The 23,592-nt window shown below is 57.1% G+C and carries 21 protein-coding genes and 1 pseudogene; 9 read left to right on the top strand and 13 right to left on the bottom strand.

The features are described from left to right. The first annotated feature begins 52 nt into the window (after positions 1 to 52). From RGV06_RS15650 to RGV06_RS15635, 4 genes are read left to right on the top strand one after another with little or no spacing between them, the layout of a single operon-like run. Positions 53 to 844 carry a MetQ/NlpA family ABC transporter substrate-binding protein gene (locus tag RGV06_RS15650; protein WP_037032676.1) on the top strand — a complete coding sequence of 264 codons (792 nt, stop codon included), beginning with the start codon at positions 53 to 55 and terminating at the stop codon, positions 842 to 844. Between the two features lie 2 nt (positions 845 to 846). Beyond that, positions 847 to 1,968, top strand: coding sequence for a methionine ABC transporter ATP-binding protein (locus RGV06_RS15645; protein ID WP_322150430.1), 1,122 nt, complete (start codon positions 847 to 849; stop codon positions 1,966 to 1,968). Further along, positions 1,958 to 2,602: a methionine ABC transporter permease gene (locus RGV06_RS15640; protein ID WP_019828117.1), complete on the top strand. Its 645-nt coding sequence runs from the start codon at positions 1,958 to 1,960 to the stop codon at positions 2,600 to 2,602. The genes RGV06_RS15645 and RGV06_RS15640 overlap by 11 nt, the downstream gene beginning before the upstream one ends. A 40-nt stretch (positions 2,603 to 2,642) precedes the next feature. Next, a complete protein-coding gene (locus RGV06_RS15635; RefSeq protein WP_322150428.1) occupies positions 2,643 to 3,287 on the top strand; it encodes a class I SAM-dependent methyltransferase in 645 nt (214 codons plus the stop codon). Between the two features lie 133 nt (positions 3,288 to 3,420). Here RGV06_RS15635 and RGV06_RS15630 read toward each other — a convergent pair whose 3' ends face one another. From RGV06_RS15630 to RGV06_RS15615, 4 genes are all read right to left on the bottom strand, one after another. Beyond that, on the bottom strand, positions 3,421 to 4,650 hold the full coding sequence (locus RGV06_RS15630; protein ID WP_019828120.1) for a nucleoside recognition domain-containing protein: 1,230 nt from the start codon (positions 4,648 to 4,650) through the stop codon (positions 3,421 to 3,423). 105 nt (positions 4,651 to 4,755) lie between these two features. Continuing rightward, complete coding sequence (gene gltP / locus RGV06_RS15625; protein ID WP_019828121.1) at positions 4,756 to 6,075, bottom strand: glutamate/aspartate:proton symporter GltP; 1,320 nt, start codon at positions 6,073 to 6,075, stop codon at positions 4,756 to 4,758. Between the two features lie 614 nt (positions 6,076 to 6,689). Continuing rightward, positions 6,690 to 6,854 (bottom strand): DUF1328 domain-containing protein, encoded by a 165-nt coding sequence (locus RGV06_RS15620; RefSeq protein ID WP_019828122.1) that lies wholly within the window; start codon positions 6,852 to 6,854, stop codon positions 6,690 to 6,692. Positions 6,855 to 6,939: 85 nt separating this feature from the next. After that, positions 6,940 to 7,224, bottom strand: coding sequence for a hypothetical protein (locus RGV06_RS15615; protein ID WP_019828123.1), 285 nt, complete (start codon positions 7,222 to 7,224; stop codon positions 6,940 to 6,942). A gap of 522 nt (positions 7,225 to 7,746) precedes the next feature. On the opposite strand from RGV06_RS15615, the gene algB reads away from it, so the two are divergent. Both algB and RGV06_RS15605 read left to right on the top strand, forming a co-directional pair. Next, positions 7,747 to 9,093, top strand: coding sequence for a sigma-54-dependent response regulator transcription factor AlgB (gene algB, locus RGV06_RS15610; RefSeq protein WP_019828124.1), 1,347 nt, complete (start codon positions 7,747 to 7,749; stop codon positions 9,091 to 9,093). Between the two features lie 7 nt (positions 9,094 to 9,100). After that, entirely contained in the window at positions 9,101 to 10,891 is a 1,791-nt protein-coding gene (locus tag RGV06_RS15605; protein WP_046809354.1) for a KinB sensor domain-containing domain, read from the top strand. Between the two features lie 14 nt (positions 10,892 to 10,905). On the opposite strand, the gene RGV06_RS15600 is transcribed toward RGV06_RS15605, so the two are convergent. The 7 genes and pseudogenes from RGV06_RS15600 to RGV06_RS15570 all read right to left on the bottom strand — a co-directional run bounded on the left by RGV06_RS15600 (position 10,906) and on the right by RGV06_RS15570 (position 17,163). Continuing rightward, positions 10,906 to 11,685 carry an N-acetylmuramoyl-L-alanine amidase gene (locus RGV06_RS15600; RefSeq protein ID WP_046809353.1) on the bottom strand — a complete coding sequence of 260 codons (780 nt, stop codon included), beginning with the start codon at positions 11,683 to 11,685 and terminating at the stop codon, positions 10,906 to 10,908. 122 nt (positions 11,686 to 11,807) lie between these two features. Next, positions 11,808 to 12,209: a hypothetical protein gene (locus RGV06_RS15595; RefSeq protein WP_322150425.1), complete on the bottom strand. Its 402-nt coding sequence runs from the start codon at positions 12,207 to 12,209 to the stop codon at positions 11,808 to 11,810. A 298-nt stretch (positions 12,210 to 12,507) separates the two neighbouring features. Beyond that, entirely contained in the window at positions 12,508 to 14,511 is a 2,004-nt protein-coding gene (locus tag RGV06_RS15590) for a diguanylate cyclase (protein WP_322150423.1), read from the bottom strand. Further along, positions 14,508 to 15,386 carry an endonuclease/exonuclease/phosphatase family protein gene (locus RGV06_RS15585; RefSeq protein ID WP_322150421.1) on the bottom strand — a complete coding sequence of 293 codons (879 nt, stop codon included), beginning with the start codon at positions 15,384 to 15,386 and terminating at the stop codon, positions 14,508 to 14,510. The genes RGV06_RS15590 and RGV06_RS15585 overlap by 4 nt, the downstream gene beginning before the upstream one ends. Positions 15,387 to 15,401: 15 nt before the next feature. After that, positions 15,402 to 16,040, bottom strand: coding sequence for a thiol:disulfide interchange protein DsbA/DsbL (locus RGV06_RS15580; RefSeq protein ID WP_019828133.1), 639 nt, complete (start codon positions 16,038 to 16,040; stop codon positions 15,402 to 15,404). Between the two features lie 199 nt (positions 16,041 to 16,239). Then, the gene (locus tag RGV06_RS15575) at positions 16,240 to 16,860 is read right to left on the bottom strand and encodes a c-type cytochrome (RefSeq protein WP_019828134.1); all 621 of its coding nucleotides are present in this window, start codon (positions 16,858 to 16,860) and stop codon (positions 16,240 to 16,242) included. A 46-nt stretch (positions 16,861 to 16,906) separates the two neighbouring features. Continuing rightward, a pseudogene (locus RGV06_RS15570) lies at positions 16,907 to 17,163 on the bottom strand (c-type cytochrome). A 190-nt stretch (positions 17,164 to 17,353) separates the two neighbouring features. Between RGV06_RS15570 and yihA the strand changes: the two are divergent. Continuing rightward, positions 17,354 to 18,004: a ribosome biogenesis GTP-binding protein YihA/YsxC gene (yihA, locus tag RGV06_RS15565; RefSeq protein WP_019828135.1), complete on the top strand. Its 651-nt coding sequence runs from the start codon at positions 17,354 to 17,356 to the stop codon at positions 18,002 to 18,004. Positions 18,005 to 18,335: 331 nt separating this feature from the next. Here the strand turns inward: yihA and polA are convergent, their stop codons facing one another. Further along, a complete protein-coding gene (gene polA, locus RGV06_RS15560; protein WP_048352588.1) occupies positions 18,336 to 21,101 on the bottom strand; it encodes a DNA polymerase I in 2,766 nt (921 codons plus the stop codon). 74 nt (positions 21,102 to 21,175) lie between these two features. On the opposite strand from polA, the gene RGV06_RS15555 reads away from it, so the two are divergent. After that, positions 21,176 to 21,466 carry a DUF2782 domain-containing protein gene (locus RGV06_RS15555; RefSeq protein ID WP_019828138.1) on the top strand — a complete coding sequence of 97 codons (291 nt, stop codon included), beginning with the start codon at positions 21,176 to 21,178 and terminating at the stop codon, positions 21,464 to 21,466. 56 nt (positions 21,467 to 21,522) lie between these two features. After that, positions 21,523 to 22,473 (top strand): homoserine kinase, encoded by a 951-nt coding sequence (locus tag RGV06_RS15550; RefSeq protein WP_019828139.1) that lies wholly within the window; start codon positions 21,523 to 21,525, stop codon positions 22,471 to 22,473. 159 nt (positions 22,474 to 22,632) lie between these two features. On the opposite strand, the gene RGV06_RS15545 is transcribed toward RGV06_RS15550, so the two are convergent. Continuing rightward, entirely contained in the window at positions 22,633 to 23,553 is a 921-nt protein-coding gene (locus RGV06_RS15545) for a zinc ABC transporter substrate-binding protein ZnuA (RefSeq protein ID WP_046809349.1), read from the bottom strand. Between the last annotated feature and the right edge of the window lie 39 nt (positions 23,554 to 23,592).

Here is a 23,592-nt window from a genome sequence, read left to right as displayed (position 1 = left end):
CAGGCTCGCTCCCACAAAACTCGAATTCCGACTCTTTGACTGGGCAATGATCATGAACAAAAAACACGCACTGGTTCTGGCCCTCGGGCTGTTTAGCGGCTTCATCCACGCAGCCGACAAGCCACTCAAGGTCGGCACCACAGCCGCCTTCGCCATCCCGCTGGAAACCGCTGTGGCCGAGGCCGACAAGCAAGGGCTCAAGGTTGAGCTGGTGGAGTTCACCGACTGGATCGCGCCTAACGTCAGCCTGGCCAGCGGCGATATCGACGTGAACTACTTCCAGCACATCCCGTTTCTGGAAAACGCCAAGGCCGCCGCCGGGTTTGACCTGACGCCATATGCCAAAGGCATCATCAACAACGTGGGCCTGTATTCGAAAAAGTACAAAAGCCTCGACGCCTTGCCTGAGGGCGCCACCGTCGCCATCGCCAATGACCCGATCAACAGCGGCCGCGGCCTGCAACTGCTGGCCAAGGCCGGGTTGATCACCCTCAAGCCCGGGGTGGGCTACAAGGCCACCGAAGATGACATCGTCGCCAACCCGAAGAAGATCAAGATCCTGCAGGTCGAGGCCGTGCAACTGGTACGTGCCTACGACGATGCTGATCTGGTGCAGGGGTATCCGGCCTATATCCGCCTGGCCAAAACCTTCGATGCAGAGTCGGCGTTGCTGTTCGATGGCATCGACCACCCCGAATACGTGATCCAGTTCGTGATCCAGCCTAAAAACAAAGACGATCCGCGTCTGGCCAAGTTCATCGACATTTACCAGCACTCCCCTGTGGTGAAGGCCCAACTGGATAAAACCTACGGCAACCTGTACCAGCCCGGCTGGGGAGGCTGATCATGAGCGTGGCTATTGCTCGCGAGCGGCTCGATCAGCCGCAGCCCAGCGCGAACCACACCGAGCTGCACCCCGAGTTGAGCCACGCCCATGTGCGTTTTATCGGTATCGGCAAAACCTATGACGGCCGCCAGGGCCCGGTGGATGCCCTCAAAGGCATCGACCTGGCGATTCAACGGGGGGAAATATTCGGCATTATTGGCCGCAGCGGCGCGGGCAAGTCGTCGCTGATTCGCACCATCAACCGCCTCGAACACCCCACCAGCGGGCGCGTACTGATTGACCAGGTGGATATCGCCGGTTTTGACGAAGACACACTGGTCGCGCTGCGGCGCAAGATCGGCATGATTTTCCAGCACTTCAACCTGATGTCGGCCAAGACCGTGTGGCAGAACGTTGAACTGCCACTCAAGGTGGCGGGGGTTCCCAAGCTGCAACGCGAGCAGAAAGTCCGTGAGCTGCTGGAGCTGGTCGGCCTGCAAGGCAAACACACGGCCTATCCAGCGCAGCTCTCGGGCGGGCAGAAACAACGGGTAGGCATTGCCCGTGCACTGGTTCACGACCCAGCGATCTTGCTCTGCGACGAAGCCACCTCGGCACTCGACCCCGAAACCACGCAGTCGATTCTGGGTTTGCTGCGCGAGATCAATCACCGCCTGGGCCTGACCATCATCCTCATCACCCATGAAATGGCGGTGATCCGGGACATTTGCCACCGCGTGGTGGTGCTTGAGCAAGGTCAGGTGGTGGAGCAAGGGCCGGTGTGGCAAGTGTTTGGCGACCCGCAGCACGATGTCAGCAAAACCCTGCTCGCCCCTTTGCAAAACACCCTGCCCGAAGCGCTGCAAAACCGCATTACGGCGCAGCCCCTGTCTTCCCAATCAAGCGTGATCTTGCGTCTGCGCTTCACGGGTAGCCAGGCGCAGGAGCCTGATCTGGGCGCGTTGTTCAGCGCCCTCGGAGGGCAGGTGCGGCTGCTGCAGGGCGGTGTCGAGCAAATCCAGGGCCATGCCCTGGGCCAACTGCTGCTCAGCGTGACTAGCACGTCGCTGGGCGCAGACGAGCTGCGCAAGCGAGCCGGTCAATGGGCACAACAGGTCGAGGTGGTGGGTTATGGGATTTGATCGTTTATGGCAGGGGGTGATCGACACCTTTTTGATGGTTGGCGTGTCGTCGCTGATCGCACTGATCCTGGGCATCCCGCTGGCGGTGATTCTGGTTACCAGCGGCAAGGGCGGGATTTACGAAGCCCCTGCACTGAACAAGGCATTGGGCGCATTCGTGAATCTTTTTCGCTCAATTCCCTTTCTGATTTTGATGGTGGCTCTTATCCCGTTTACCCGCCTGATTGTGGGTACGACCTACGGGGTTTGGGCTGCGGTCGTACCACTGACCATCGCGGCAACACCGTTTTTTGCCCGGATTGCTGAAGTCAGCCTGCGCGAAGTTGATCATGGATTGATCGAAGCTGCCCAGGCGATGGGCTGTAAGCGTCATCACATCATCTGGCACGTGCTTTTGCCCGAAGCCTTACCCGGAATCGTCGGCGGCTTCACCATCACCCTGGTGACCATGATCAACTCTTCGGCCATGGCTGGCGCGATCGGCGCCGGCGGCCTGGGCGACATCGCCTACCGCTATGGCTATCAGCGCTTCGACTCGCAAGTGATGTTGACCGTGATCGTATTGCTGGTGATTTTGGTGGCCGTGATTCAGCTCGGCGGCGACCGCCTGGCCCTGGCACTGAACAAACGCTGAGGTATAGTCGGCGGTCTGACTGACGCCGACTGAGCCTGCGATGACCCTCGACCCAAAGACCCTCGAACAGATTGCTGCCACCACACTTGGCCACTATCAACAGAGTGCTGAAGGCTTTCGTGATGGCACCCGCGACCACGATGTAAGCCAGAACATCGACGCCCTGCTGCGGCACATCCAGGGCAGTTTGCCGTTTTCGATTCTGGACTTTGGCTGTGGCCCGGGTCGCGACCTGCAAACCTTCACCCGGTTGGGCCATGTCGCGGTCGGGCTGGACGGCACCGAACGCTTCACGCAAATGGCCCGCGAAGACAGCGGCTGCGAAGTGTGGCACCAGGACTTTCTCAAGCTCGACCTGCCCCCTGAACGCTTCGACGGCATTTTCGCCAATGCTTCGTTGTTCCACGTTCCTACCCAGGAACTGGGGCAAGTGCTGGGCAAACTGCACAGCAGCTTGAAACCCGGCGGCGTGCTCCTCAGCTCTAACCCCCGGGGCGACAACCGCGAAGGCTGGAACGGTGAGCGCTATGGCGCGTATCACGATCTGGAAAACTGGCGAGCCATGCTGACGGCTGCCGGTTTTGTTGAGCTGGAGCACTACTATCGCCCGGCGGGATTACCACGCGACCAGCAGCCGTGGCTGGTGAGTGTGTGGCGTAAAACCCCCTCGACTCAACAACCGTAGCCGCTAGGCTGCGTTCGACGGCGAAGCCGTCGAAAACCCTGAGAACAGGATTAAACGGGCACACCGCAGTGTCTGATTTTGCGACGGCTTCGCCGCCGAGCGTAGCCTCGCTCCGCTCGTCAACTGCTACGGATCAGCCGAAGAACCAGTAGCACACCAGAATCGCGGCCACTACGCCCGCCAACTCAGCCAGCAAGGCGCAGCCCACTGCATGCCGGGCTCGCTGGATACCCACGGCACCGAAGTACACCGCCAGTACATAGAAGGTCGTTTCTGTGCTGCCCTGCACCGTGGCCGCCACCAGCGCCGGGAAGCTGTCCACGCCCTGGGTCTGCATGGTTTCGATCAGCAACGCCCGAGCGGCACTCCCCGAGAAGGGCTTGACCATCGCCGTTGGCAACGCGTCGACAAAACGGGTGTCCCAGCCCAACCATTCGACCATATGACGGATGCCGTCCAGGCCAAAATCCAGGGCTCCGGAGGCGCGCAACACACCCACTGCACATAGCATCGCAACCAGATACGGCAGCAGGTTTTTCGCCACGTCAAAGCCTTCCTTGGCCCCTTCGACAAACGCTTCGTACACCTTGACCTTGCGCAGGGCACCAATCACCAGAAACAACATGATCAGTCCGAACAGCGTCAGGTTGCCAAGGATCGACGACAGACTGGCCAGGGCCGTGGCCGACAGGGTCGCCAACAACGCCATGAAGCCGCCCAGGATCAACGCGCCGGGCACCAGATACGCCAGCACCACCGGATCCCACAACCGCAAGCGCTGCATCACGGCCACTGAAAGCAGGCCGACCAGCGTCGATGCGCTGGTCGCCAGCAGTATTGGCAGGAATACCAGCGTCGGGTCGGGGGCGCCTTGCTGGGCGCGGTACATGAAGATGGTGACTGGCAACAGGGTCAGGGACGAGGCATTGAGCACCAGGAACAGAATCTGCGCATTACTGGCACTGGTCGGGCTCGGATTGAGCTCTTGCAGCGCCCGCATGGCCTTCAGGCCAATGGGCGTGGCCGCATTGTCCAGCCCCAGGCCGTTGGCGGCGAAGTTCAGGGTGATAAACCCCAGCGCCGGGTGACCGGACGGGACCTCAGGCATAAGGCGCTTGAACAGCGGCCCCAGCGCCCTGCCCAGCCAATCGACGATGCCGGCTTTTTCGGCGATCCGCAGAAAACCTAGCCACAAGGTCAGGGTGCCAAACAGCAAAACCATCACTTCGACCGACAATTTGGCCATGGCGAAGATGCTTTCGACTATCGCGGAGAAGATCCCCGCATTACCCCCCACCAGCCATTGGGCAAGTGCCGACACCATGGCGACGACGAAAAAGCTGAGCCATAGGCCGTTGAGCATCGAGAAAACTCCTGGAAGATGGAGCGAATGATAGCGGCCAAGGCCCAGAAACAACAAACCCCGGACAAGTCCGGGGTTTGTTCAAGTGCGACTACCGCGTGACGATTACTCGCCTTTTGGCAGTGCCTCTTTGCTGCGCCAGTGCGGCAGCGAGTTCCAGTAGCGCTCGCCCTTGGCGTCGTCGTACATGCCTTCCCAACGGGAGATCACCAGTACCGCCAGGGCGTTACCGATCACGTTCAGGGCCGTACGGGCCATGTCCATCACACGGTCAACACCGGCGATAAAGGCCAGGCCTTCAAGCGGGATACCCACGCTGCCCAAAGTGGCCAGCAGCACCACGAAGGACACGCCCGGTACACCGGCGATGCCTTTGGAGGTGACCATCAGGGTCAGAACCAACAGCAATTGCTGGCTGATCGACAGGTCGATGCCGTACAGCTGAGCGATAAAGATCGCTGCGATACTTTGATACAGGGTCGAACCGTCAAGGTTGAACGAGTAGCCGGTCGGTACCACAAAGCTGCAAATCGCTTTAGGGGCGCCGTAGGCTTCCATCTTCTCGATCACGCGCGGCAGCACGGTTTCGGAGCTGGCGGTGGAATAGGCCAGTACCAGTTCGTCCTTGAAGATGCGCATCAGCTTGATCACGGAGAAGCCGAACAGCTTGGCGATCAGGCCCAGCACCGCGAAGGCGAAGAACAGGATGGCGCCGTAAACCAGCAACACCAGCTTGGCCAGTGGCACCAGGGAGGCGAAGCCGAAGTTGGCGACGGTCACGGCGATCAGGGCAAACACACCGATTGGCGCGTAGTTCATGATCATGTGAGTGACTTTGAACATCGACTCGGACACGCCCTGGAAGGTTTTCACCAGCGGGTCGCGCAGTTCGGCGTTCAGGCTCGACAAGCCGAGACCGAAGAGTACCGAGAAGAAGATGATCGGCAGCATTTCACCGCGAGCCATGGCCGCGAAGATGTTCGACGGGATCAGGTTGAGGATGGTCTCGATGAACGCATGTTCATGGGTGACCTCAGCCGCAGTGGCCGCATATTTCGAGATATCGACTGTGCCCAGGGTGCTCATGTCGATCCCGGCACCCGGCTGGAACACGTTGGCCAGCACCAGGCCGACCAAAATCGCGATGGTAGTGACCACCTCGAAGTAAATGATGGTTTTAAAACCGATACGACCGAGTTTCTTCGCATCTCCCACGCCTGCAATCCCGACAACCAGTGAAGAAATCACGATTGGGATTACGATCATCTTGATCAGACGGATAAAGATATCGCCGGCAGGTTGCAGAACGTTACTGATCCACCAGGCCTTTTCAGCACTGAAATGGTTGAGCAGCGCGCCGATTGCAATCCCGAGGACCAGACCAATCAGGATCTGCCAGGCGAGGCTAAGTTTTGCCTTCTTCATGTCATTACCCTTACTTCAAGTGGACTCGGGCAGAGGCTCAGACTAGAGCGCTCGAAAGCGCAAAAAATCAGATACCTCTACCCCCGTAGAAGGTCGCCCAAACCGAGCCAGAAAGGCTCTTTGGCAGGCGAAAAAAGGCGCAACTATTCCCATGCATGAGGTAGCCGTCTAATGCCGTAAACGCCTACCCTATGCCGAATCGGCATGGGTTTTGTCCGACAAGACCTCAAATCGGCCCCTCTGCGATTGCACAGAATAGACGACATAAGTGCCGTAGACCGGCTGTTTCAAGGTCTTTTTAGCCAAGAAGGGAGTGGCATTAAGCCGCATATATCCAAGAAATATCCGACAACACAAATCAGATATAAGTCCGGGCTATTTTTCTGTTTGTCGATATACGGTCGACGTTTCGAAGTGCTGTTCAGGCCACATTTGTTTTCAAAAAAATGAACCCTGATAAGGCATTACGTATACCGGGAGGTTTTCTTCAGGCACAAAAAAACCAAGGCAAAACCTTGGCATCAGTGAAGCCTGTAACCGGTTTCATGCCCCGCGGCCGCCGCCTGCTATTAACAGGGCAGCGGCCACTTCCTTAAAGGATGGGGCGAGCATGCCTAGCCTCGACCGCGACGACCAAAGATGAAGGACACCACAAACATGACCAGGAACACGACAAAGAGAATCTTGGCGATGCCGGTCGCGGTGCCCGCAATACCACCGAAGCCCAAAACTGCAGCGATGATGGCGATAATCAGGAAGGTAATTGCCCAACTCAACATGGTGATTCTCCTTATTACTGTGGGAAGCAGGATGATGCCGCTGGTTTAATTCGATGCCCGATCAGGGCCTCAATGTTGTGAACACTCAAAACACCCAACGTTCCGGTGCAGGTTGAGCGTTGGCTATTTGTGTTTCGTCAGAGGCCGCCAGTTCGTAGCCACCTTTGGGATCAGTCACAGATCCCAGTGCCTTGAAGTGCTGCTGTGGGGCGGCGGAGTGCAGAGCTGTAGCGGCGGGCTGCGTCGCTGCCTCCATTCGGCTCCACTGTTGACCACCGATCAAAGTCACCGACAAGGCCAGGCTGGCAAACAAGCCCTGCTGTAGATGCAATGACGAAACGCGCATGTTGGAGAAATTTTGACGATTCATGTTCAAACTCCTGCCACCCGGTGGTCAATGTAAGGTTGCATCGCGGACCGCGACTCTCTATGCAAGGGTAATTGCAGGTGCCATGCCAGCTTTTGAACAGATAAAAAACCTATATAAATCAGTTACTTACTTATTTTAAAAGTCCGCTTTTACGCGCATCCTGCACGATAGCCCCAATGCCCGTCGTGCGTTATGCACGATCCCGTAGCAGTTGCTGAAGGAACGAGGCGGCGTAGCCGTCGTAGAACCGGAGCTCTATGGTGCAACAGGAAATCCGTTGACTCAGGATTTACGACGGCTGCGCCGCCGAACGCAGCCTCGCTCCGCGAGCCAGCTGCTACGAGGGTAAATTCCCACCATCGATCAAGACCTGATATTCAGCCTATTCAGCTTTAAAATCAGATAGTTACTTCAGGCAATACAACGCTTTCAGTGCTAGCCTCGGAATGAATCCTGAAAAATCATGCAACTTGCCCGATTATTCCGACACTAACCAAGATCACTCATAAAGGAACGCAGGACATGGAATCAGCCAAAGAGCAACAGGGCCGCATTCTGCTGGTCGATGATGAATCAGCCATCCTGCGCACATTCCGCTATTGCCTCGAAGACGAGGGTTACACCGTTGCCACCGCCAACAGCGCGGCACAGGCCGACTCGCTGTTGCAACGCCAAGTGTTCGATCTGTGTTTTCTCGATCTGCGCCTGGGCGAAGACAACGGCCTGGATGTATTGGCCCAGATGCGCATCCAGGCGCCGTGGATGCGCGTGGTGATTGTCACTGCCCACTCGGCGGTCGATACCGCAGTGGATGCTATCCAGGCCGGTGCCGCGGACTATCTGGTCAAACCGTGCAGCCCTGACCAGTTGCGTCTGGCGACTGCCAAACAGTTGGAAGTGCGCCAGTTGTCCGCCCGTCTTGAAGCACTGGAAGGTGAAGTGCGCAAACCCAAGGACGGCCTGGACTCCCACAGCCCGGCCATGATGGCGGTGCTGGAAACGGCACGCCAGGTCGCGGGTACAGATGCCAACATCCTGATTCTCGGTGAGTCAGGTACCGGCAAGGGTGAGCTGGCACGGGCGATTCATGGCTGGAGCAAACGGGCCAAGAAATCGTGCGTCACTATTAACTGCCCGTCTTTGACCGCCGAGTTGATGGAAAGTGAACTGTTCGGCCATACCCGCGGAGCGTTTACCGGCGCCAGCGAAAGCACCTTGGGCCGGGTTAACCAGGCCGACGGCGGTACATTGTTCCTCGATGAAATCGGCGACTTCCCACTGACACTTCAGCCAAAACTGTTGCGCTTTATTCAGGACAAGGAATACGAACGCGTCGGCGACCCCGTGACCCGCCGTGCCGATGTACGAATTCTGGCCGCCACCAACCTCAACCTTGAGGACATGGTGCGTGATGGTCGCTTCCGTGAAGACTTGCTGTATCGCCTGAACGTGATCACCCTGCATTTGCCACCGTTACGCGAGCGCAGTGAAGATATCCTCACCCTGGCCGATCGCTTTCTGGCCCGCTTCGTCAAGGAGTACGCCCGACCTGCACGAGGCTTCAGCCAGGATGCCCGTCTGGCGCTGGCCAACTACCGCTGGCCGGGCAATATTCGCGAACTGCGCAACGTGGTTGAGCGCGCGAGTATCATTTGCCCCCAGGAAGTCGTCGAAGTCAGCCACTTGGGCATGGCGGAACAAACCACCCCCAATGCCCCGCGCATCGGTGCCGCACTGAGCCTGGATCAACTGGAAAAAGCCCATATCGGCGCTGTTCTGGCCACCAGCGAAACCCTGGATCAAGCAGCAAAAACCTTGGGCATTGATGCCTCGACGCTGTATCGAAAACGTAAGCAGTACAACCTGTGAGCATCCGATGAGACTTGCGATCAAGCTGCGTACCCGTCTGTTCCTTAGCATTTCGGCGCTGATTACAGTGGCGTTGCTCGGGCTTTTGCTTGGCGTTGTTGGCGTCATGCAAATGGCCAAAAGCCAGGAAGCACTGATCCGTAATAACTTCATCACTTTGGACCTGGGCCTTAAGTTGCGTCAGTCACTGGGAGACCAATTGATCCTGATGCTGCGCAACAACCCAGATCCGCAGGCACTGCAAGCCTCCACCCAGGAGTATCAGGCCCTGCTCGAGGAGGGTATCGAGCATGAGCGAAAAAACGAACTTCACAGCGGCTTTGCTCAGGCACGGGAAGATTACGAGCGCTTTTTACAAGCGTTCCATAAAGCCAGCAGCACATCGCTCAATCTGAGCACTGACAACGAGCTTTCAAGTCGTTTCAATCAGTTGCGCAATGGGCTGATCACTGAGCACCGCCGGGCGCTGGATACTATTTATGCCGCACAGGAAGCCGCCCGTGATCGCGCCATAATCATCGCTTCCCTGCTGGGTCTGGTCGGCCTTGCGGTGCTCATCATCGGCTTTATTACCGCCCATGGCATTGCCAGGCGCTTTGGCGCGCCGATCGAGGCGCTGGCCAAAGCTGCCGACAATATAGGCAAAGGTAACTTTGAGGTGGTGCTGCCCCTCTCTTCAGCCACTGAAATGAACCTGCTGACACGGCGCTTCGGCACGATGGCCGAAGCTTTGCGCCAACATCAGGCAACCAACATCGACGAGCTGCTGGCGGGCCAGCAACGGCTGCAGGCAGTGCTCGACAGCATTGATGACGGGTTGTTGATGATCGATCAGCAGGGGCGGCTAGAGCATTTGAATCCAGTGGCACAGCGGCAATTGGGTTGGGATGAAGGCCGTCTTGGCCAGCCACTGGGCGAAGCGTTGCAACGCCCCGAACTCGACCAACAACTGCAAACGGTGCTGCGCGGTGGCAGCCTTGAACGGTTGCCGGAAGACTTGAGCGTCGACATAGAGGGCGAGAACCGACTTCTGACTTACAGCCTGACTCCGGTCAGCCAACCCAAAGGGCCGATTCTCGGGGCTGTGATGGTGCTCCATGATGTAACCGAGCAGCGCGCGTTTGAGCGTGTGCGCAGCGAGTTTGTACTGCGCGCGTCCCATGAGCTGCGCACCCCCGTTACCGGTATGCACATGGCGTTCGGGTTATTTCTGGAGCGTGCGCGCTTTGACCCGCAATCCCGTGAAACCGATTTGCTCAACACCGTAAACGAAGAAATGCAGCGCCTGATGCAGTTGATCAATGACTTGCTGAACTTCTCTCGTTATCAGAACGGCATGCAAAAGCTGACCCTGGCCCCCTGCAACCTTCAACAGATGCTTGAGGACGCAAGTGCCCGCATCGCAGCACAGGCCGCGGCAAGGCATATCGAGCTAGTGCTCGAACTTCAAGAACCACTGCCTGTGCTTAATGCCGATCAGGCCCAGCTTGAACGTGTGCTGGATAACCTGCTGGATAACGCCTTGCGCCATACCGCCGATGGCGGGCAGATTCGCCTTCAGGCCCGACGTCATGGTGAGCGGGTGATCATCAGTATCGAAGACAATGGCGAAGGTATTGCCTATAGCCAGCAAGGCCGTATTTTCGAGCCCTTCGTGCAGGTGGGGCGTAAAAAGGGCGGTGCTGGCCTTGGTCTGGCGCTGTGCAAGGAGATTGTGCAATTGCATGGCGGGCGCATTGGGGTGTATTCACGTCCAGGGCAAGGCACGCAGTTTTACATGGCGCTTCCATTGCTGTAGCCCGCACTGGCTTATCAGTACTTTTGCGTGTTCAACACTTTCAAGATTGCCGCACTTTCAGCATCCGGTGTGCCATCGAAAAGCGCGGGCCTGAAACGCATCTGAAACGCGGCCAATACGTGGCGGGTCGCGACATCCAGCTCGCCGGTTTGCGGAGTTTCATAGCCCAATAGCGCCAGTTGCTGCTGGAACCAGGTGATGCTCGGCAACGTGCTGGTAAACAATGCTTGCTCACGGGCCACGGCTTGCGCATTTGGCCAGATGCCAAACCCTGCTTCGGCCAGTCGCTTCCAGGGAAATAGCGGTCCAGGATCGAGCTTGCGCAGGGGGGCTATGTCGCTGTGGCCTATGATGTTGCGCGGATCGATCTTGTAGCGGGTCGAAATGTCTTTAAGCAGCGCGATAAGCGACTGGACCTGACCTTCGGTGTAGGGATACCAGACTCGCCCTTCTGGCGTATCACGAAAACCCTTGTTCACGATCTCAATGCCGATGGAGCTGGAATTCAACCAGGTCCGGCCTTTCCATTGGCTTTCACCGGCGTGCCAGGCGCGCTGGTTTTCGTCTACCAGTTTGTAGATTGTCGGCGGAGTATCGCCAATAAGGTAATGGCTGCTGACAGGACCATGGGTCAACAGCTCCAGAGAGCGCTCCAGAGAGGTTGAGGTGTAATGCAGCACCACGAACTGCACGCGGCTGTCGTAGTTGACCGATGGGTGACTGGTGTCCATGGGAGGGCCATTGGCGCAACCGGCCAACACTACGATGGACAAGATCAAAGCTGAAAATTTCATGGGCAAAGACAACACAGCTGAAAATTAATACTCAAGCATACCTCACTGCTCTTGTCGCGCAGCTGTACACCGCACCGGGTTGGAACAAGCCTCCTGCTCGCGCACGAGCAGGAGGGCAGTTGCTACTTGCCGCACACCAGATAAAAGCTCGTCGATGAATCGCCCGATGGCCCATCGAGCCCCAGCATCAAGCCAATTACATTGACCTCTTCACGGGTCGGTTTGCCTGATAACTTTGCATTGCCATACAGCGTGTGTTCATAACTGGATTTATCATCGGCCGAGACCACACAAAACTTGGGAGCGTCTTTAAAGCTGCCGGGCATGAACTTCACATTATAACTGGCGGCGTAATCGGGCTGACTGGAATATTCAACCCGTTCAATCCAATAAGGTGATTGCGTTGCCAAGGTTCCATCTTTGTTGATATACGCCGAATAGAGGGCTGTCTTAACCGCCGCACTAGCCGAGACAGCGCCCGCCATTAAAAAAAGGACGGACAACAAGGAGATTAACGTTTTCATACATTACCTTTTGAGTCGCGCAGGGCGCCACACGGCCTGAATAGACAGGCATAGCGCTCTTAATGGACATCCGATCAATAAACAGATGACAGCACTGCGGCTACCTTAAAGCAACCTGGAACAGCCTGTTAATTGATATAAGTCGCTCACTCTTCGCCCGTCAAGACGTTATAAACAGGATTAACCAACACTGTTTAAAAACCGACAAGTACTACTGAACAATTGGAAAGCTATTACACAACTCAGCACTTACCAGGCAGCGATTATATAATCGATGAAGTTTAACTAACGATTGAAGTTAGTGATCTGACGGACACGGATCAACACCGTTGCGACCATTGGCCTTGACCCGATACAGCGCCTCATCTGCCCGCTTGATCACGTGCTCGCTGCGATCACCAGCCTTGAAGGCCGATACCCCGATGGAGGCCGTCAGGGTCACAGGTTCGCCCTTGAAGTGGAAAGGACACGCCTCGATGGCTGCCCGAAGCTTCTCTGCCCGCTGCAAGCCGGTCGCCAGTGGCGTGTTGGGCATCAGCAACACAAACTCTTCGCCTCCAAAACGGGCAACAAAATCGCTGGGGAGCAGGTGTTTGCGCAACTGCGCGGCGATGATCTTGAGCACCTTGTCGCCGGCCAGATGGCCATAACCATCATTGATACGCTTGAAATGATCGAGGTCGAGCATGGCAATCAGTAGCGGGGTGCCGTGAACGTGCCACTGTTCGACTTCACATTGCAGCCGTTCGCCCCATGCAGCCCGATTTGGCAGGCCGGTCAGCGGGTCTATCAACGCTTTCTGGCGCTGTTCTTCAAGGTGTTCGCGGTAACCTTGGGCCTGCTGCTCCATGTGCGTTATACGCTCGGCCAACCCTTGAAGATGGGCTGAGACTTCCTGCTCACGGGCATTTCGTTGCTGCTGATGCTGGTCCATCGTGCCCAGCAACCCCTCGAGACGGTTTTCCAGAAGGTGCTTGAGGCTGTTGAGATCGACAGCGTCTTGCACACTGCTTTGCAAACCATCAACGTGCTCGCGCAGTTGGGTGTGCAAGTTGTCCGCAGCGGAGCGTCCTTCGGCATGGCCTTCACTGGCTGCCTGAAGGTTGTTCTGGAACGACTCAAGGCGCCCGTTAAGTTGTTTGAGGTAAGTTTCGAATTCATGCTGGCCGCTATCGGTAATGGCCAGCATCAAAACGGCAAGATCATCGAGGATGGGTAGTAATTCGTACCAGTTCAACCCTTTTTCGAGACGCTTGCGCATGGCTTCGGCCTGCGGCCGGTGGTGCTCGGGCAGTGAAAGGTCGTTCAGTAGACCGAGTAATGTGGATTCGATATGCGTCGCCACTGAGCTGTAAGACGGCTCGGGGCTCTCGGGCAGGGCATAAACGGCGTCGATTTCATCCTCAAGCGGTTCGCAACTGCTCGCCTTTTCGAGGACGGGAATCTCAAACTGCACGTCGGGCAGATTATTTTCTGCGTCGACCTGCGCGACTACCGACTCTAGCGCGCCTCCCGACTCCTGCTCCTCAGATTCTTCAAAAACCTCTGGCTCAGGTTCAGGGAGCACAAGGGCTTCAGCATCGGCCACAGGCTCGGCCTTGGGCTGCGGGGAGCTAATGTGCGGGCGCAGAGACTCAACGGCCGCCCTCGGCTCCACCTCTGGCGAGGAGGCGTCCAGTGGCTTGGCCACAACCGGTGAAGCGGTGACGGTCGGGGCGTGCACATGGGGAGCAGCCGCCACAGGCTCAACAAGAGGTTCGCTTGGTGGTTTATCGGCCTCATGGACCCCGAACAGGCGCTGCAACAGGCCCGGCTTGGGCGGTTCAGCGCCATTGGCTTGCAGCGACAGCGCCTGCCCCTGCAAGCGGCTTAGTTCGTCAAGCAGCAGAGGGATCTCACGGGCATGGGTCACGCGGTTGTCGAGTTGTTTGGCAAATGCCTTGAGTGGTTTGCTGATTTCACGGGGCAGCGCCAGGGCTTGCAGTTGCGTGACCAGGGTAGTGAGCGCCGCACCCACTTGTTCAACCCGGGTTTCGCGACGTTGTTCCGAGTCGAGCACTGCCTTTTCCAGGCGTGGCAGCAAGGCAGCCAGAGCGGCGTCCATCTCGTTGGTGCGCACCACTTCGCGCATTTCCTTCATGCACTGATCGACGGTTCGATCAGTGCCTTCTGCCGCCAGGGTGCTACGTACAAGACCGCGACGCAGCAAGTCGAGACGAGCATTCCAGCGGCGCTCCAGCTTGTCTTGCTGCTCAACGCTTTTAAGGTATTTCTCTTTCCAGCGCGAAGCCTCGTCACTCATGCCAAAGGCCCACTGTCTGTCGGTCGCAAGGCAAGCTGTGAATCAACACCCACCGTGCCCGGCAGGCGGATATCAACCGCAACGGGCAAATGGTCGGAAATAGGCTGGTCCAGCACTTGTACCCGTTCTAGGGTCAAGCTTGGGCTGAGCAAAATATGATCAAGACAACGTTGTGGACGCCAACTTGGGAAGGTGGCCTCCATTTGCGGTGCCAGCAACCCCAGGTCGCGCAGTGGCGATGTGTGCAGCAGGTCGTTGGCATGGGTATTCATGTCACCCATCAGGACTTGGTGCTGATACCCGCCAATCAGCTCGCGAATATAGGCCAGCTGGAGAGTGCGGGTTTTTGTTCCCAGCGCCAGGTGCATGACCACGACCACCAGTGCATCAGGACCATCACCAAAGCGCACCAGAATCGCGCCACGCCCCGCAGGGCCAGGCAACGGATGATCTTCAATCGCGCTGGGGCGCAGACGGCTAAGCACCCCGTTGCTGTGCTGGGCCAGGCGACCCAGATTGCGATTGAGTTGTTGATACCAGTAGGGGAATTCGCCCTGTTGGGCCAGGTATTTGACCTGATTGATGTAGCCGGAGCGGTGACTGCCACCGTCCGCCTCTTGCAGGGCAACCAGGTCGAAGTCACCCAACAAGTCGCCTATGCGCTCAAGGTTTCCGGCCCTCCCCTTGTGTGGCAGCACATGCTGCCAACTGCGGGTCAGGTAGTGTCGATAACCTTGAGTGCTGTTACCCACCTGGATGTTGAAACTGAGCAATCGCAGACGCCGATCATCCGGCATCTCGCAGGATGCCAGATGATCCTCGTTGATCTGCGGCTGGTGCAGACCAACGATTCGCTCGTTTTTCCAGCGGCGCATGGGGGCGGGCGCCGCTTAGTTTTTAGCGCTCGCGGCGCGCTCTTTGGCGATCAACTGATCGGCAACGCTCAATGCACCTTCAGGACCGCCGGAAGTACCCAGGTCAAAGCGATACTTGCCGTTAACGACCATGGTCGGTACGCCGGAGATCTGGTAGGCCTGAGCCTTTTTCTTGGCGTCCTCAACCTTGCCCTTGACGGCGAACGAGTTATAGGTGCTCAGGAACTTGTCTTTGTCGATGCCTTCACCTGCCAGGAATTCAGCCATTTCTTCCGGGGTAGCCAGCTTTTTGCCGTCATGAATTGCCTGGAAAACAGCTTTGTGAACCTTGTTCTCAACACCCATGGCTTCAAGGGTGATGAACAGTTGACCGTGAACATTCCAGATCCCGCCAAACATGGCTGGGATACGTACAAAGTTCACATCAGCCGGCAACTTTTCAGCCCAAGGATTGATGGTTGGCTCGAATGCAAAGCAATGCGGGCAGCCATACCAGAACAGCTCAACCACTTCGATCTTGCCAGGCACTGCAACCGGAACGGCGCTGCTCAGCTCTACATATTGTTTACCCGCCTCAAGCGGTTCGGCCGCTTGAGCGGTCATGCCAAACAGGCTGGCACTGACGAGAGCGGCGCTGAGGATCAGATTACGCATGCTTTACTCCTGGGCAGATAAGGTCGTTTCAACGCGACCTGTATTCAGACAGGTCCGCGCTGATTTGAGTTCGATAGTGTAACGGTAGATGCCATGAAAAAGGGCAGCCGAAGCTGCCCTTTGAGGTTCACATTCAAGGATTAAACGATCGTTAAGATGACCAGTCGTTTCCAGGACTGCCCCCGCCGATCGTAAAACCTTAGTGCAGACCCTGAATATAGCTGGCCAGCGCCTTGATGTCCTTGTTGCTCATCTTGGCCGCAATGCCGCGCATGATCATCGAGTCACCATCGTTGGTGCGATCGCCTTCACGGAAGTCTGTCAGTTGCTTCTCGATGTAACTTGCATGCTGGCCACCCAGATGCGGGAAGCCGGCAGCTGCGTTACCCTGGCCGTCTGGCGAGTGGCAACCGGTGCACGCTGGCATGCCTTTCTCAAGGTTGCCGCCGCGGAACAGGGCTTCACCCTGGGCAACCAGGGCCGGGTCGGCAGCGCCAACCGAACTTTTTTGGCTTGAGTAGAAAGCAGCGATATCGGCAAGGTCCTGATCGTTCAGGTTCGCCAGCAGGCCGGTCATTTCCAGCACCTGACGCTTGCCGTCCTTGATTTCATGCAACTGCTTGAGCAGGTAACGATCACCTTGCCCGGCCAGTTTTGGGAAGTTTGGGGCCATGCTATTGCCGTCTGGACCGTGACAAGCGCCACATACAGCGGTTTTTGCCTGACCTGCAGCAGCATCGCCTACAAGAGCGGTGCCTGCAGCCTGGGCAATACCGGTGACGCCCAAGGTCAACAGCAGACTCACGAGTAATTTGTTCATCAGCTAATCCAACTACGGCTAAGGGTTAAAGAGTTATGGGCCGGGCTTACTCGCTTATCCACTGTAGGACAGATCGGTAATCCTCGACACTGCAGTCCATGCACAAACCACGCGGCGGCATCGCCTTGAAACCCTGGATCACGTGTTGCACCAGCGCCTCACTACCCTGCTCAAACCTTGGCCTTACTGCTGGCCAGCATGGCAGACACTGCAAACGCGGTTGTACACGGCTTCCGGATCCTGTGTAGCCTGAATGCTGTAACGTGGCATCAAGACACCGGCGACTAGCAGCCATTTCGTCATAAAACGACCTTTTCAGGGTTGGGAGCTTGCTGCGTTCTAATGCGCAACCTGGTTTTTTCGCTCCCGTGTTCTTCATCCTACGCTGGGACAAAGCGCACACAAAATCTGCGGCATTATATACTGGCGTCACTGAAACGGAAACGACACGCTCGCCGCGTCCATTCCTGACGCCGCTCACATCGGAAATCCCATGCAACTCAAGAACCCCATTCTAGGTCTGTGCCAACAGGCTACTTTCATGCTCAGCGCTGCCAAAGTCGATCAATGCCCCGATGACGAAGGCTATGAAGTCGCATTTGCCGGGCGTTCGAACGCCGGCAAGTCCAGCGCACTCAACACTTTGACCCACGCCAGCCTGGCGCGCACGTCGAAAACCCCAGGGCGTACTCAGCTTCTGAACTTCTTCCAGCTGGACGAAGAACGTCGCCTGGTCGACCTGCCCGGTTACGGTTACGCCAAGGTGCCGATCCCATTGAAGCTGCACTGGCAGCGTCACCTTGAAGCTTATTTCGGTAGCCGCGAAAGCCTCAAAGGTGTGATTTTGATGATGGATATCCGTCATCCAATGACCGATTTCGACCTGTTGATGCTCGACTGGACCGTGTCGAGCGGCATGCCGATGCATATTTTGCTGACCAAAGCCGACAAACTGACGTACGGCGCAGCAAAAAATACGCTGCTCAAAATTCAGTCGGATATTCGCAAGCAATGGGGCGACGCAGTCACCATCCAGCTATTCTCCACCCCTAAGCGCATGGGCCTGGAAGAGGCGTACACCGTTCTTGCTCGCTGGATGGAACTGCCGAACAAAGGCGAAGAGCTGGTTGAGGCTGGGGAGTAAAAATCCCGGGCAAAAAAAACCCCGGACTTCGCATGGGGGGAAGGAGGTCCGGGGTTTAAGTACTGGACCGCTAGGGCGGGGTCCAGATATCTGCCAACACTTAACACAACATTAGGAGCATTGAAGGGCTTCACCACCCGTTCAATAAATCTGAGTGGTGATTGGCAGATTTAGTTCCCAGAGGCTAAAAACGATTTGGAATAAGCCCCTACTCTGCAGCAGCAATAGATTTTTAGTGTGGGAGCGAGCCTGCTCGCGATGGCATCAACGCGGTCATTGCGACAGTCCGCATCGCCTGCATCGCGAGCAAGCCCGCTCCCACATCCCCCCTTTAGTGCGCCTCATCCCAGTTGTTGCCCACACCAACTTCGACCACCAGCGGCACATCCAGCTTCGCCGCTTCGCTCATATGTACGCGAACTTCATCGCGCACTTGATCCACCAGGTCTTCCCGCACCTCGAGTACCAGTTCATCGTGCACTTGCAGGATGACGCGGGCATCGAGACCCGACGCACTCAACCAGTTATCCACAGCCACCATCGCTTTTTTGATGATATCGGCTGCCGTGCCCTGCATCGGTGCGTTGATTGCCGTGCGCTCGGCGCCTTTGCGCAGGGCCGGGTTTTTCGCGTTGATTTCGGGCAGGTACAGGCGACGACCAAAAATGGTCTCGACATAGCCTTGCTCGGCGGCCTGGGTGCGCGTGCGCTCCATGTAATCGAGCACCCCCGGATAGCGCGCGAAATAGCGGTCGATATAGGCCTGCGACTGTTTACGGTCGACACCGATCTGCTTGGCGAGGCCAAAGGCGCTCATGCCATAGATCAAGCCGAAGTTGATCGCCTTGGCACTGCGGCGCTGATCCGTGGTGACATCACCCAGCTCAACACCAAAAACCTCGGCAGCCGTCGCGCTGTGTACGTCCAGATTGTTGCGGAAGGCGTGCAGCAAGCCTTCGTCCTTGGCCAGGTGAGCCATGATCCGCAGTTCGATTTGCGAGTAGTCCGCCGCCAGTAGCTTGTAGCCCTTTGGAGCCACGAACGCCTGACGAATCCGGCGACCTTCAGCAGTACGAATCGGAATGTTCTGCAGGTTTGGATCACTGGAGGACAAACGCCCTGTCGCCGTAACGGCCTGGTGATAGGACGTATGGATGCGGCCCGTACGTGGATTGATCTGCTCGGGTAGCCGATCGGTATAGGTGCTTTTCAGTTTGCTCATCGAGCGGTACTGCATCAGCACCTTGGGCAGCGGAAAGTCCTGCTCTGCCAATTCAGCCAATACGGCTTCGGCGGTCGAAGGCTGGCCTTTGGCTGTTTTGCTGATAATCGGTAGTCCGAGTTTTTCGTACAAGATCACACCCAGTTGCTTGGGTGAACTCAAGTTGAATTCCTCGCCCGCAATAGCAAAAGCCTCACGCTCAAGCGCGACCAGCTTGTCACCCAGTTCGACACTCTGGATGCCCAACAGGTTGGCATCCACCAACGCACCCTGACGCTCAATGCGTGCCAGCACAGGCACCAGCGGCATCTCAATGTCGGTCAATACGGCGTTCAGGCTCGGGATTGCGGTCAGCTTTTCGTGCAGGACATGGTGCAAACGCAAGGTCACGTCGGCATCTTCGGCGGCGTAAGGGCCGGCCTGCTCCAGGGAAATCTGGTCAAAGGTCAGTTGCTTGACGCCTTTCCCGGCGATGTCCTGAAAACTGGTGGTGGTGTGCCCCAGGTACTTGAGGGCCAAGCTGTCCATGTCGTGACGGCTGCCTGTGGAGTCCAGTACATAGGACTCCAGCATGGTGTCAAAGGCAACGCCCTGCACCATGATCCCGCACGCCTGATCGCCACCGATGGCGCAGTTGGCCAGAATATTCATGTCGTACTTGGCGTGTTGTCCGACCTTGGCTTTGCTCGGGTCTTCCAGCAGTGGCTTGAGGGCGCGCAGTACGGTGTCGCGATCCAGTTGCTCCGGCACACCCATATAGGAGTGGGTCAGCGGAATGTAGGCTGCTTCGCCCGGTTTGACCGCAAACGAGAGCCCCACCAATTGCGCTTGCTGCGCGTCAAGGCCGGTGGTTTCGGTGTCAAAGGCGATCAACTTGGCATCGTTGAGTTTTTTCAGCCATACATCAAAACGCGCCTGATCGAGAATGGTTTCGTACTGCTGCTCTTCGGCTGGGGCTGGCGGCGCTTCCTGCACGATCACCTGACCGGCACGCTTGGCCTCGCGCTCAACCTCGGCAATCCAGCTTTTGAATTCCAGTTCGGTATACAGCTCAATCAGTTTTTCACAGTCGGGAGCCTTGAGATGTAAGTCTTCCAGGCCAATATCCAGCGGCACATCGATCTTGATAGTCGCCAACTGATACGACAAGAACGCCATTTCCCGATGTTCTTCGAGTTTGGCGGGCAGGTTTTTTGCGCCTCGAATTGGCAGGGTCGGCACGATATCAAGCTTTTCGTACAGATCAGTCAGCCCACCGCCTACACCCACAAGCAAGCCAGACGCGGTTTTTGGACCAATGCCTGGAACGCCTGGAATGTTGTCGGACGAATCGCCCATCAGCGCGAGGTAATCGATGATCTGCTCGGGCGAAACGCCAAATTTCTCTTTTACGCCTTCAATGTCCATCACGCTGCCGGTCATGGTATTGACCAGAGTGATGTGGCCATCGACCAGTTGTGCCATATCCTTGTCGCCGGTCGAGATGACCACCGGTCGGTCTGCAGCCGCACTGCTTCGGGCCAGCGTGCCGATTACATCGTCCGCTTCAACGCCTTCAACGCACAACAGAGGGAAGCCCAGCGCGATCACACTGGCGTGCAGCGGCTCAATTTGAACCCGCATGTCATCGGGCATGCTCGGACGATTGGCCTTGTATTCGGCGTACATGTCATCGCGAAATGTCCCGCCTTTGGCGTCGAAAACCACCGCGAACGGACTGTCCGGATACTGCTTGCGCAGGCTTTTGAGCATGTTCAGCACGCCCTTGACGGCGCCGGTCGGCAGACCCTTGGACGTAGTCAACGGCGGCAGCGCATGAAAGGCGCGGTACAGATATGAAGAACCGTCCACCAGGACGAGGGGAGCTTGGCTCATGAGCAGGATCAACCTTTTCGGCGAGTCCGGCGCTAGAATGTCCGGACCAATGACGACAAAGGGACAAGGTTATCATGCGTACACTCAATCGCCTGTTGCTGACCGGTTTGTTTGCATTCACTCCGCTGGTAACCTTTGCAGCCGATGAAGCAGTCACCGCCGATCCAGATGTAACCATTCGCACGGAAGGCGATAAAACCATTCAGGAATACCGTCAAAACGGTTTCCTGTACGCCATCAAGGTCACCCCAAAAGGGGGCAAACCGTACTTTCTGGTGCGGGCTGATGGTACTGATGCCAATTACATCCGTTCCGACCAGCCGGATATGCTGATTCCATCGTGGAAAATCTTCGAATGGAAGTAGCGTCTTAACTTTAATTGGCGCCGCCTCACACGGCGCCCGTACTGGCAATTTAAATCATGTCTGTATTCACCCCACTGACTCGCAGCGAGTTGGAAACCTTCCTTGCGCCTTATGAACTCGGTCGCCTGCTCGATTTCCAGGGGATTGCCGCGGGTAGCGAAAATACCAACTACTTCATCAGCCTGGAGAAGGGTGAGTATGTCCTGACCCTGGTTGAACGCGGCCCGGTCAAAGAGATGCCGTTTTTTATCGAGCTGCTGGATGTACTACATGACGCCGACCTGCCGGTGCCTTTCGCCCTGCGCACCGTTGACGGCCAGGCCCTGCGCGAACTCAAGGGTAAACCGGCATTGCTGCAGCCGCGCCTGGCAGGCAAGCATATTCGCGAAGCCAACGCCCAGCATTGCGCCCAGGTCGGGGAGTTGCTCGGTCACTTGCACACCGCCACGCGCAACAATGTTCTGGAGCGCAAGACTGATCGCGGCCTGGACTGGATGCTGGCTGAAGGGCCAGCCCTAATGGCCGATTTGTCTCCTGATTCGGCACAATTGCTGCAGAAAGCGCTTCAAGAAATTACTGAACGCAAGGCACAGATTCTGGCACTGCCTCGTGCCAACCTGCACGGCGACCTGTTTCGCGATAACGCAATGTTTGAAGGCACCCATCTGACGGGGTTGATCGACTTTTACAACGCCTGCTCAGGCCCAATGCTGTACGACGTGGCGATTGCCCTGAATGACTGGTGTGCTGACGAGGACGGTCAGATCGACGCCCCCCGTGCGCGAGCGTTGCTCGGTGCCTATGCCGCACTGCGCCCGTTTACGGCCGCTGAAGCCGAGTTGTGGCCAACCCTGTTGCGCGTTGCCTGCGTGAGATTCTGGTTGTCACGCCTCATCGCCGCTCAGACCTTTGCCGGTCAGGATGTACTGATTCACGATCCGGGCGAGTTCGAAAAGCGCCTGGCATTGCGCCAGACGGTGACCGTACAACTGCCGTTCGCGTTGTAACAAACACTGAAATCAATTGTGGGAGCGGGCTTGCTCGCGATTCAAACGGCGCGGTGTATCTGAACAGACGCGTCGATCCAATCGCGAGCAAGCCCGCTCCCACAGAGGTTCTGGCAAGCTGCAACTTTTGTGAATGCCACACAATCTGTGGGAGTCGGCTTACAAACTTTCCAGGCACCCCGCCAAGTCATTACCCAGCTTTTCCAGCAACTGCTCGTAGCCCTGCGCCGTCGCGGGGGTATAGCCGCCCAATGCATCCAGCTCCGCCAGCTTTACCGGCAAGCCGGCCGTCAGCGTCTCTGCCAGTCGCGGACGCAGCGGTGGGTCGCTGAATACACACGTCTTGCCCACTTCCTGCAAACGCTTGCGCATGGCCGCTACGTGTTGAGCTCCCGGCTGTACTTCCGAAGCCACACTGAACGTGCCCGCGTGCTTGATCCCGTAAGCGCTTTCAAAATAGTCGTAGCCTTCGTGGAAGACGAAGAAAGGCTTGTCGGCTATCCCGGCCATGCGCGTCTTAAGGCGTGCATTCAGCGCATCCAGACGCTCATTGAAGGCCTTGAGGTTGCTCTGATATTTAGCCGAATTGGCAGGGTCTTTCTCGCTCAGGTCTGCGGCCATTTTTGCAGCGATTACCCGTGCATTGTCCGGCGCCAGCCACAAGTGCGCATCCAGTGTGCCAGGACGATGATCGTGATCATGTTCGGCGGCATCTTCTTCGTGCGAATGGCTATCTTCGGCGAAATGACGCAGTTTCAACCCTGGCAGGGTCTGCACCGTGACGGAAGGCAAAGTGCGGGTCTTGATCACCTTGGGCAAGAAACCTTCCATGTCGGGGCCGATCCAGTACAAAAGATCTGCCGCCTGCACGCGCCGTACGTCGGATGGGCGCAATGCATAGTTATGCGGCGAAGCATTGGGGGGCAAAAGCACCTCAGGATGCCCCACGCCGTCCTGTACGGCAGCGGCAATCAGTTGCAGGGGCTTGATGCTGGTCAGCACGTTCACCTCGGCCTGAGCCGGGTTAATCACGAGCAAACTGGTACTTAGAGCAAGCAAAATGGAAAAAAGACGGGGCACGATGAGCACTCATGGTGGCTGAAACAGGTAACATAATAA

Source organism: Pseudomonas sp. CCI3.1 (assembly GCF_034313985.1).
Taxonomy (GTDB): Bacteria; Pseudomonadota; Gammaproteobacteria; order Pseudomonadales; family Pseudomonadaceae; genus Aquipseudomonas; species Aquipseudomonas psychrophila.
The sequence above is the reverse complement of the archived record's forward strand: the minus strand, read 5'-3'. Positions and strand labels throughout refer to the sequence as shown.

Bases quoted from the DNA above. Each gene is read 5' to 3' on its own strand.
- algB (WP_019828124.1), top strand. From the start codon at position 7,747: ATGGAATCAGCCAAAGAGCAACAGGGCCGCATTCTGCTGGTCGATGAT.
- RGV06_RS15615 (WP_019828123.1), bottom strand. From the start codon at position 7,224: ATGAATCGTCAAAATTTCTCCAACATGCGCGTTTCGTCATTGCATCTA.
- gltP (WP_019828121.1), bottom strand. From the start codon at position 6,075: ATGAAGAAGGCAAAACTTAGCCTCGCCTGGCAGATCCTGATTGGTCTG.
- RGV06_RS15555 (WP_019828138.1), top strand. From the start codon at position 21,176: ATGCGTACACTCAATCGCCTGTTGCTGACCGGTTTGTTTGCATTCACT.
- RGV06_RS15640 (WP_019828117.1), top strand. From the start codon at position 1,958: ATGGGATTTGATCGTTTATGGCAGGGGGTGATCGACACCTTTTTGATG.
- RGV06_RS15585 (WP_322150421.1), bottom strand. From the start codon at position 15,386: ATGCGCCGCTGGAAAAACGAGCGAATCGTTGGTCTGCACCAGCCGCAG.
- RGV06_RS15600 (WP_046809353.1), bottom strand. From the start codon at position 11,685: ATGAAATTTTCAGCTTTGATCTTGTCCATCGTAGTGTTGGCCGGTTGC.
- yihA (WP_019828135.1), top strand. From the start codon at position 17,354: ATGCAACTCAAGAACCCCATTCTAGGTCTGTGCCAACAGGCTACTTTC.
- RGV06_RS15620 (WP_019828122.1), bottom strand. From the start codon at position 6,854: ATGTTGAGTTGGGCAATTACCTTCCTGATTATCGCCATCATCGCTGCA.
- RGV06_RS15635 (WP_322150428.1), top strand. From the start codon at position 2,643: ATGACCCTCGACCCAAAGACCCTCGAACAGATTGCTGCCACCACACTT.
- RGV06_RS15650 (WP_037032676.1), top strand. From the start codon at position 53: ATGAACAAAAAACACGCACTGGTTCTGGCCCTCGGGCTGTTTAGCGGC.
- RGV06_RS15550 (WP_019828139.1), top strand. From the start codon at position 21,523: ATGTCTGTATTCACCCCACTGACTCGCAGCGAGTTGGAAACCTTCCTT.
- RGV06_RS15630 (WP_019828120.1), bottom strand. From the start codon at position 4,650: ATGCTCAACGGCCTATGGCTCAGCTTTTTCGTCGTCGCCATGGTGTCG.
- RGV06_RS15590 (WP_322150423.1), bottom strand. From the start codon at position 14,511: ATGAGTGACGAGGCTTCGCGCTGGAAAGAGAAATACCTTAAAAGCGTT.
- RGV06_RS15575 (WP_019828134.1), bottom strand. From the start codon at position 16,860: ATGAACAAATTACTCGTGAGTCTGCTGTTGACCTTGGGCGTCACCGGT.
- polA (WP_048352588.1), bottom strand. From the start codon at position 21,101: ATGAGCCAAGCTCCCCTCGTCCTGGTGGACGGTTCTTCATATCTGTAC.
- RGV06_RS15605 (WP_046809354.1), top strand. From the start codon at position 9,101: ATGAGACTTGCGATCAAGCTGCGTACCCGTCTGTTCCTTAGCATTTCG.
- RGV06_RS15580 (WP_019828133.1), bottom strand. From the start codon at position 16,040: ATGCGTAATCTGATCCTCAGCGCCGCTCTCGTCAGTGCCAGCCTGTTT.
- RGV06_RS15645 (WP_322150430.1), top strand. From the start codon at position 847: ATGAGCGTGGCTATTGCTCGCGAGCGGCTCGATCAGCCGCAGCCCAGC.
- RGV06_RS15595 (WP_322150425.1), bottom strand. From the start codon at position 12,209: ATGAAAACGTTAATCTCCTTGTTGTCCGTCCTTTTTTTAATGGCGGGC.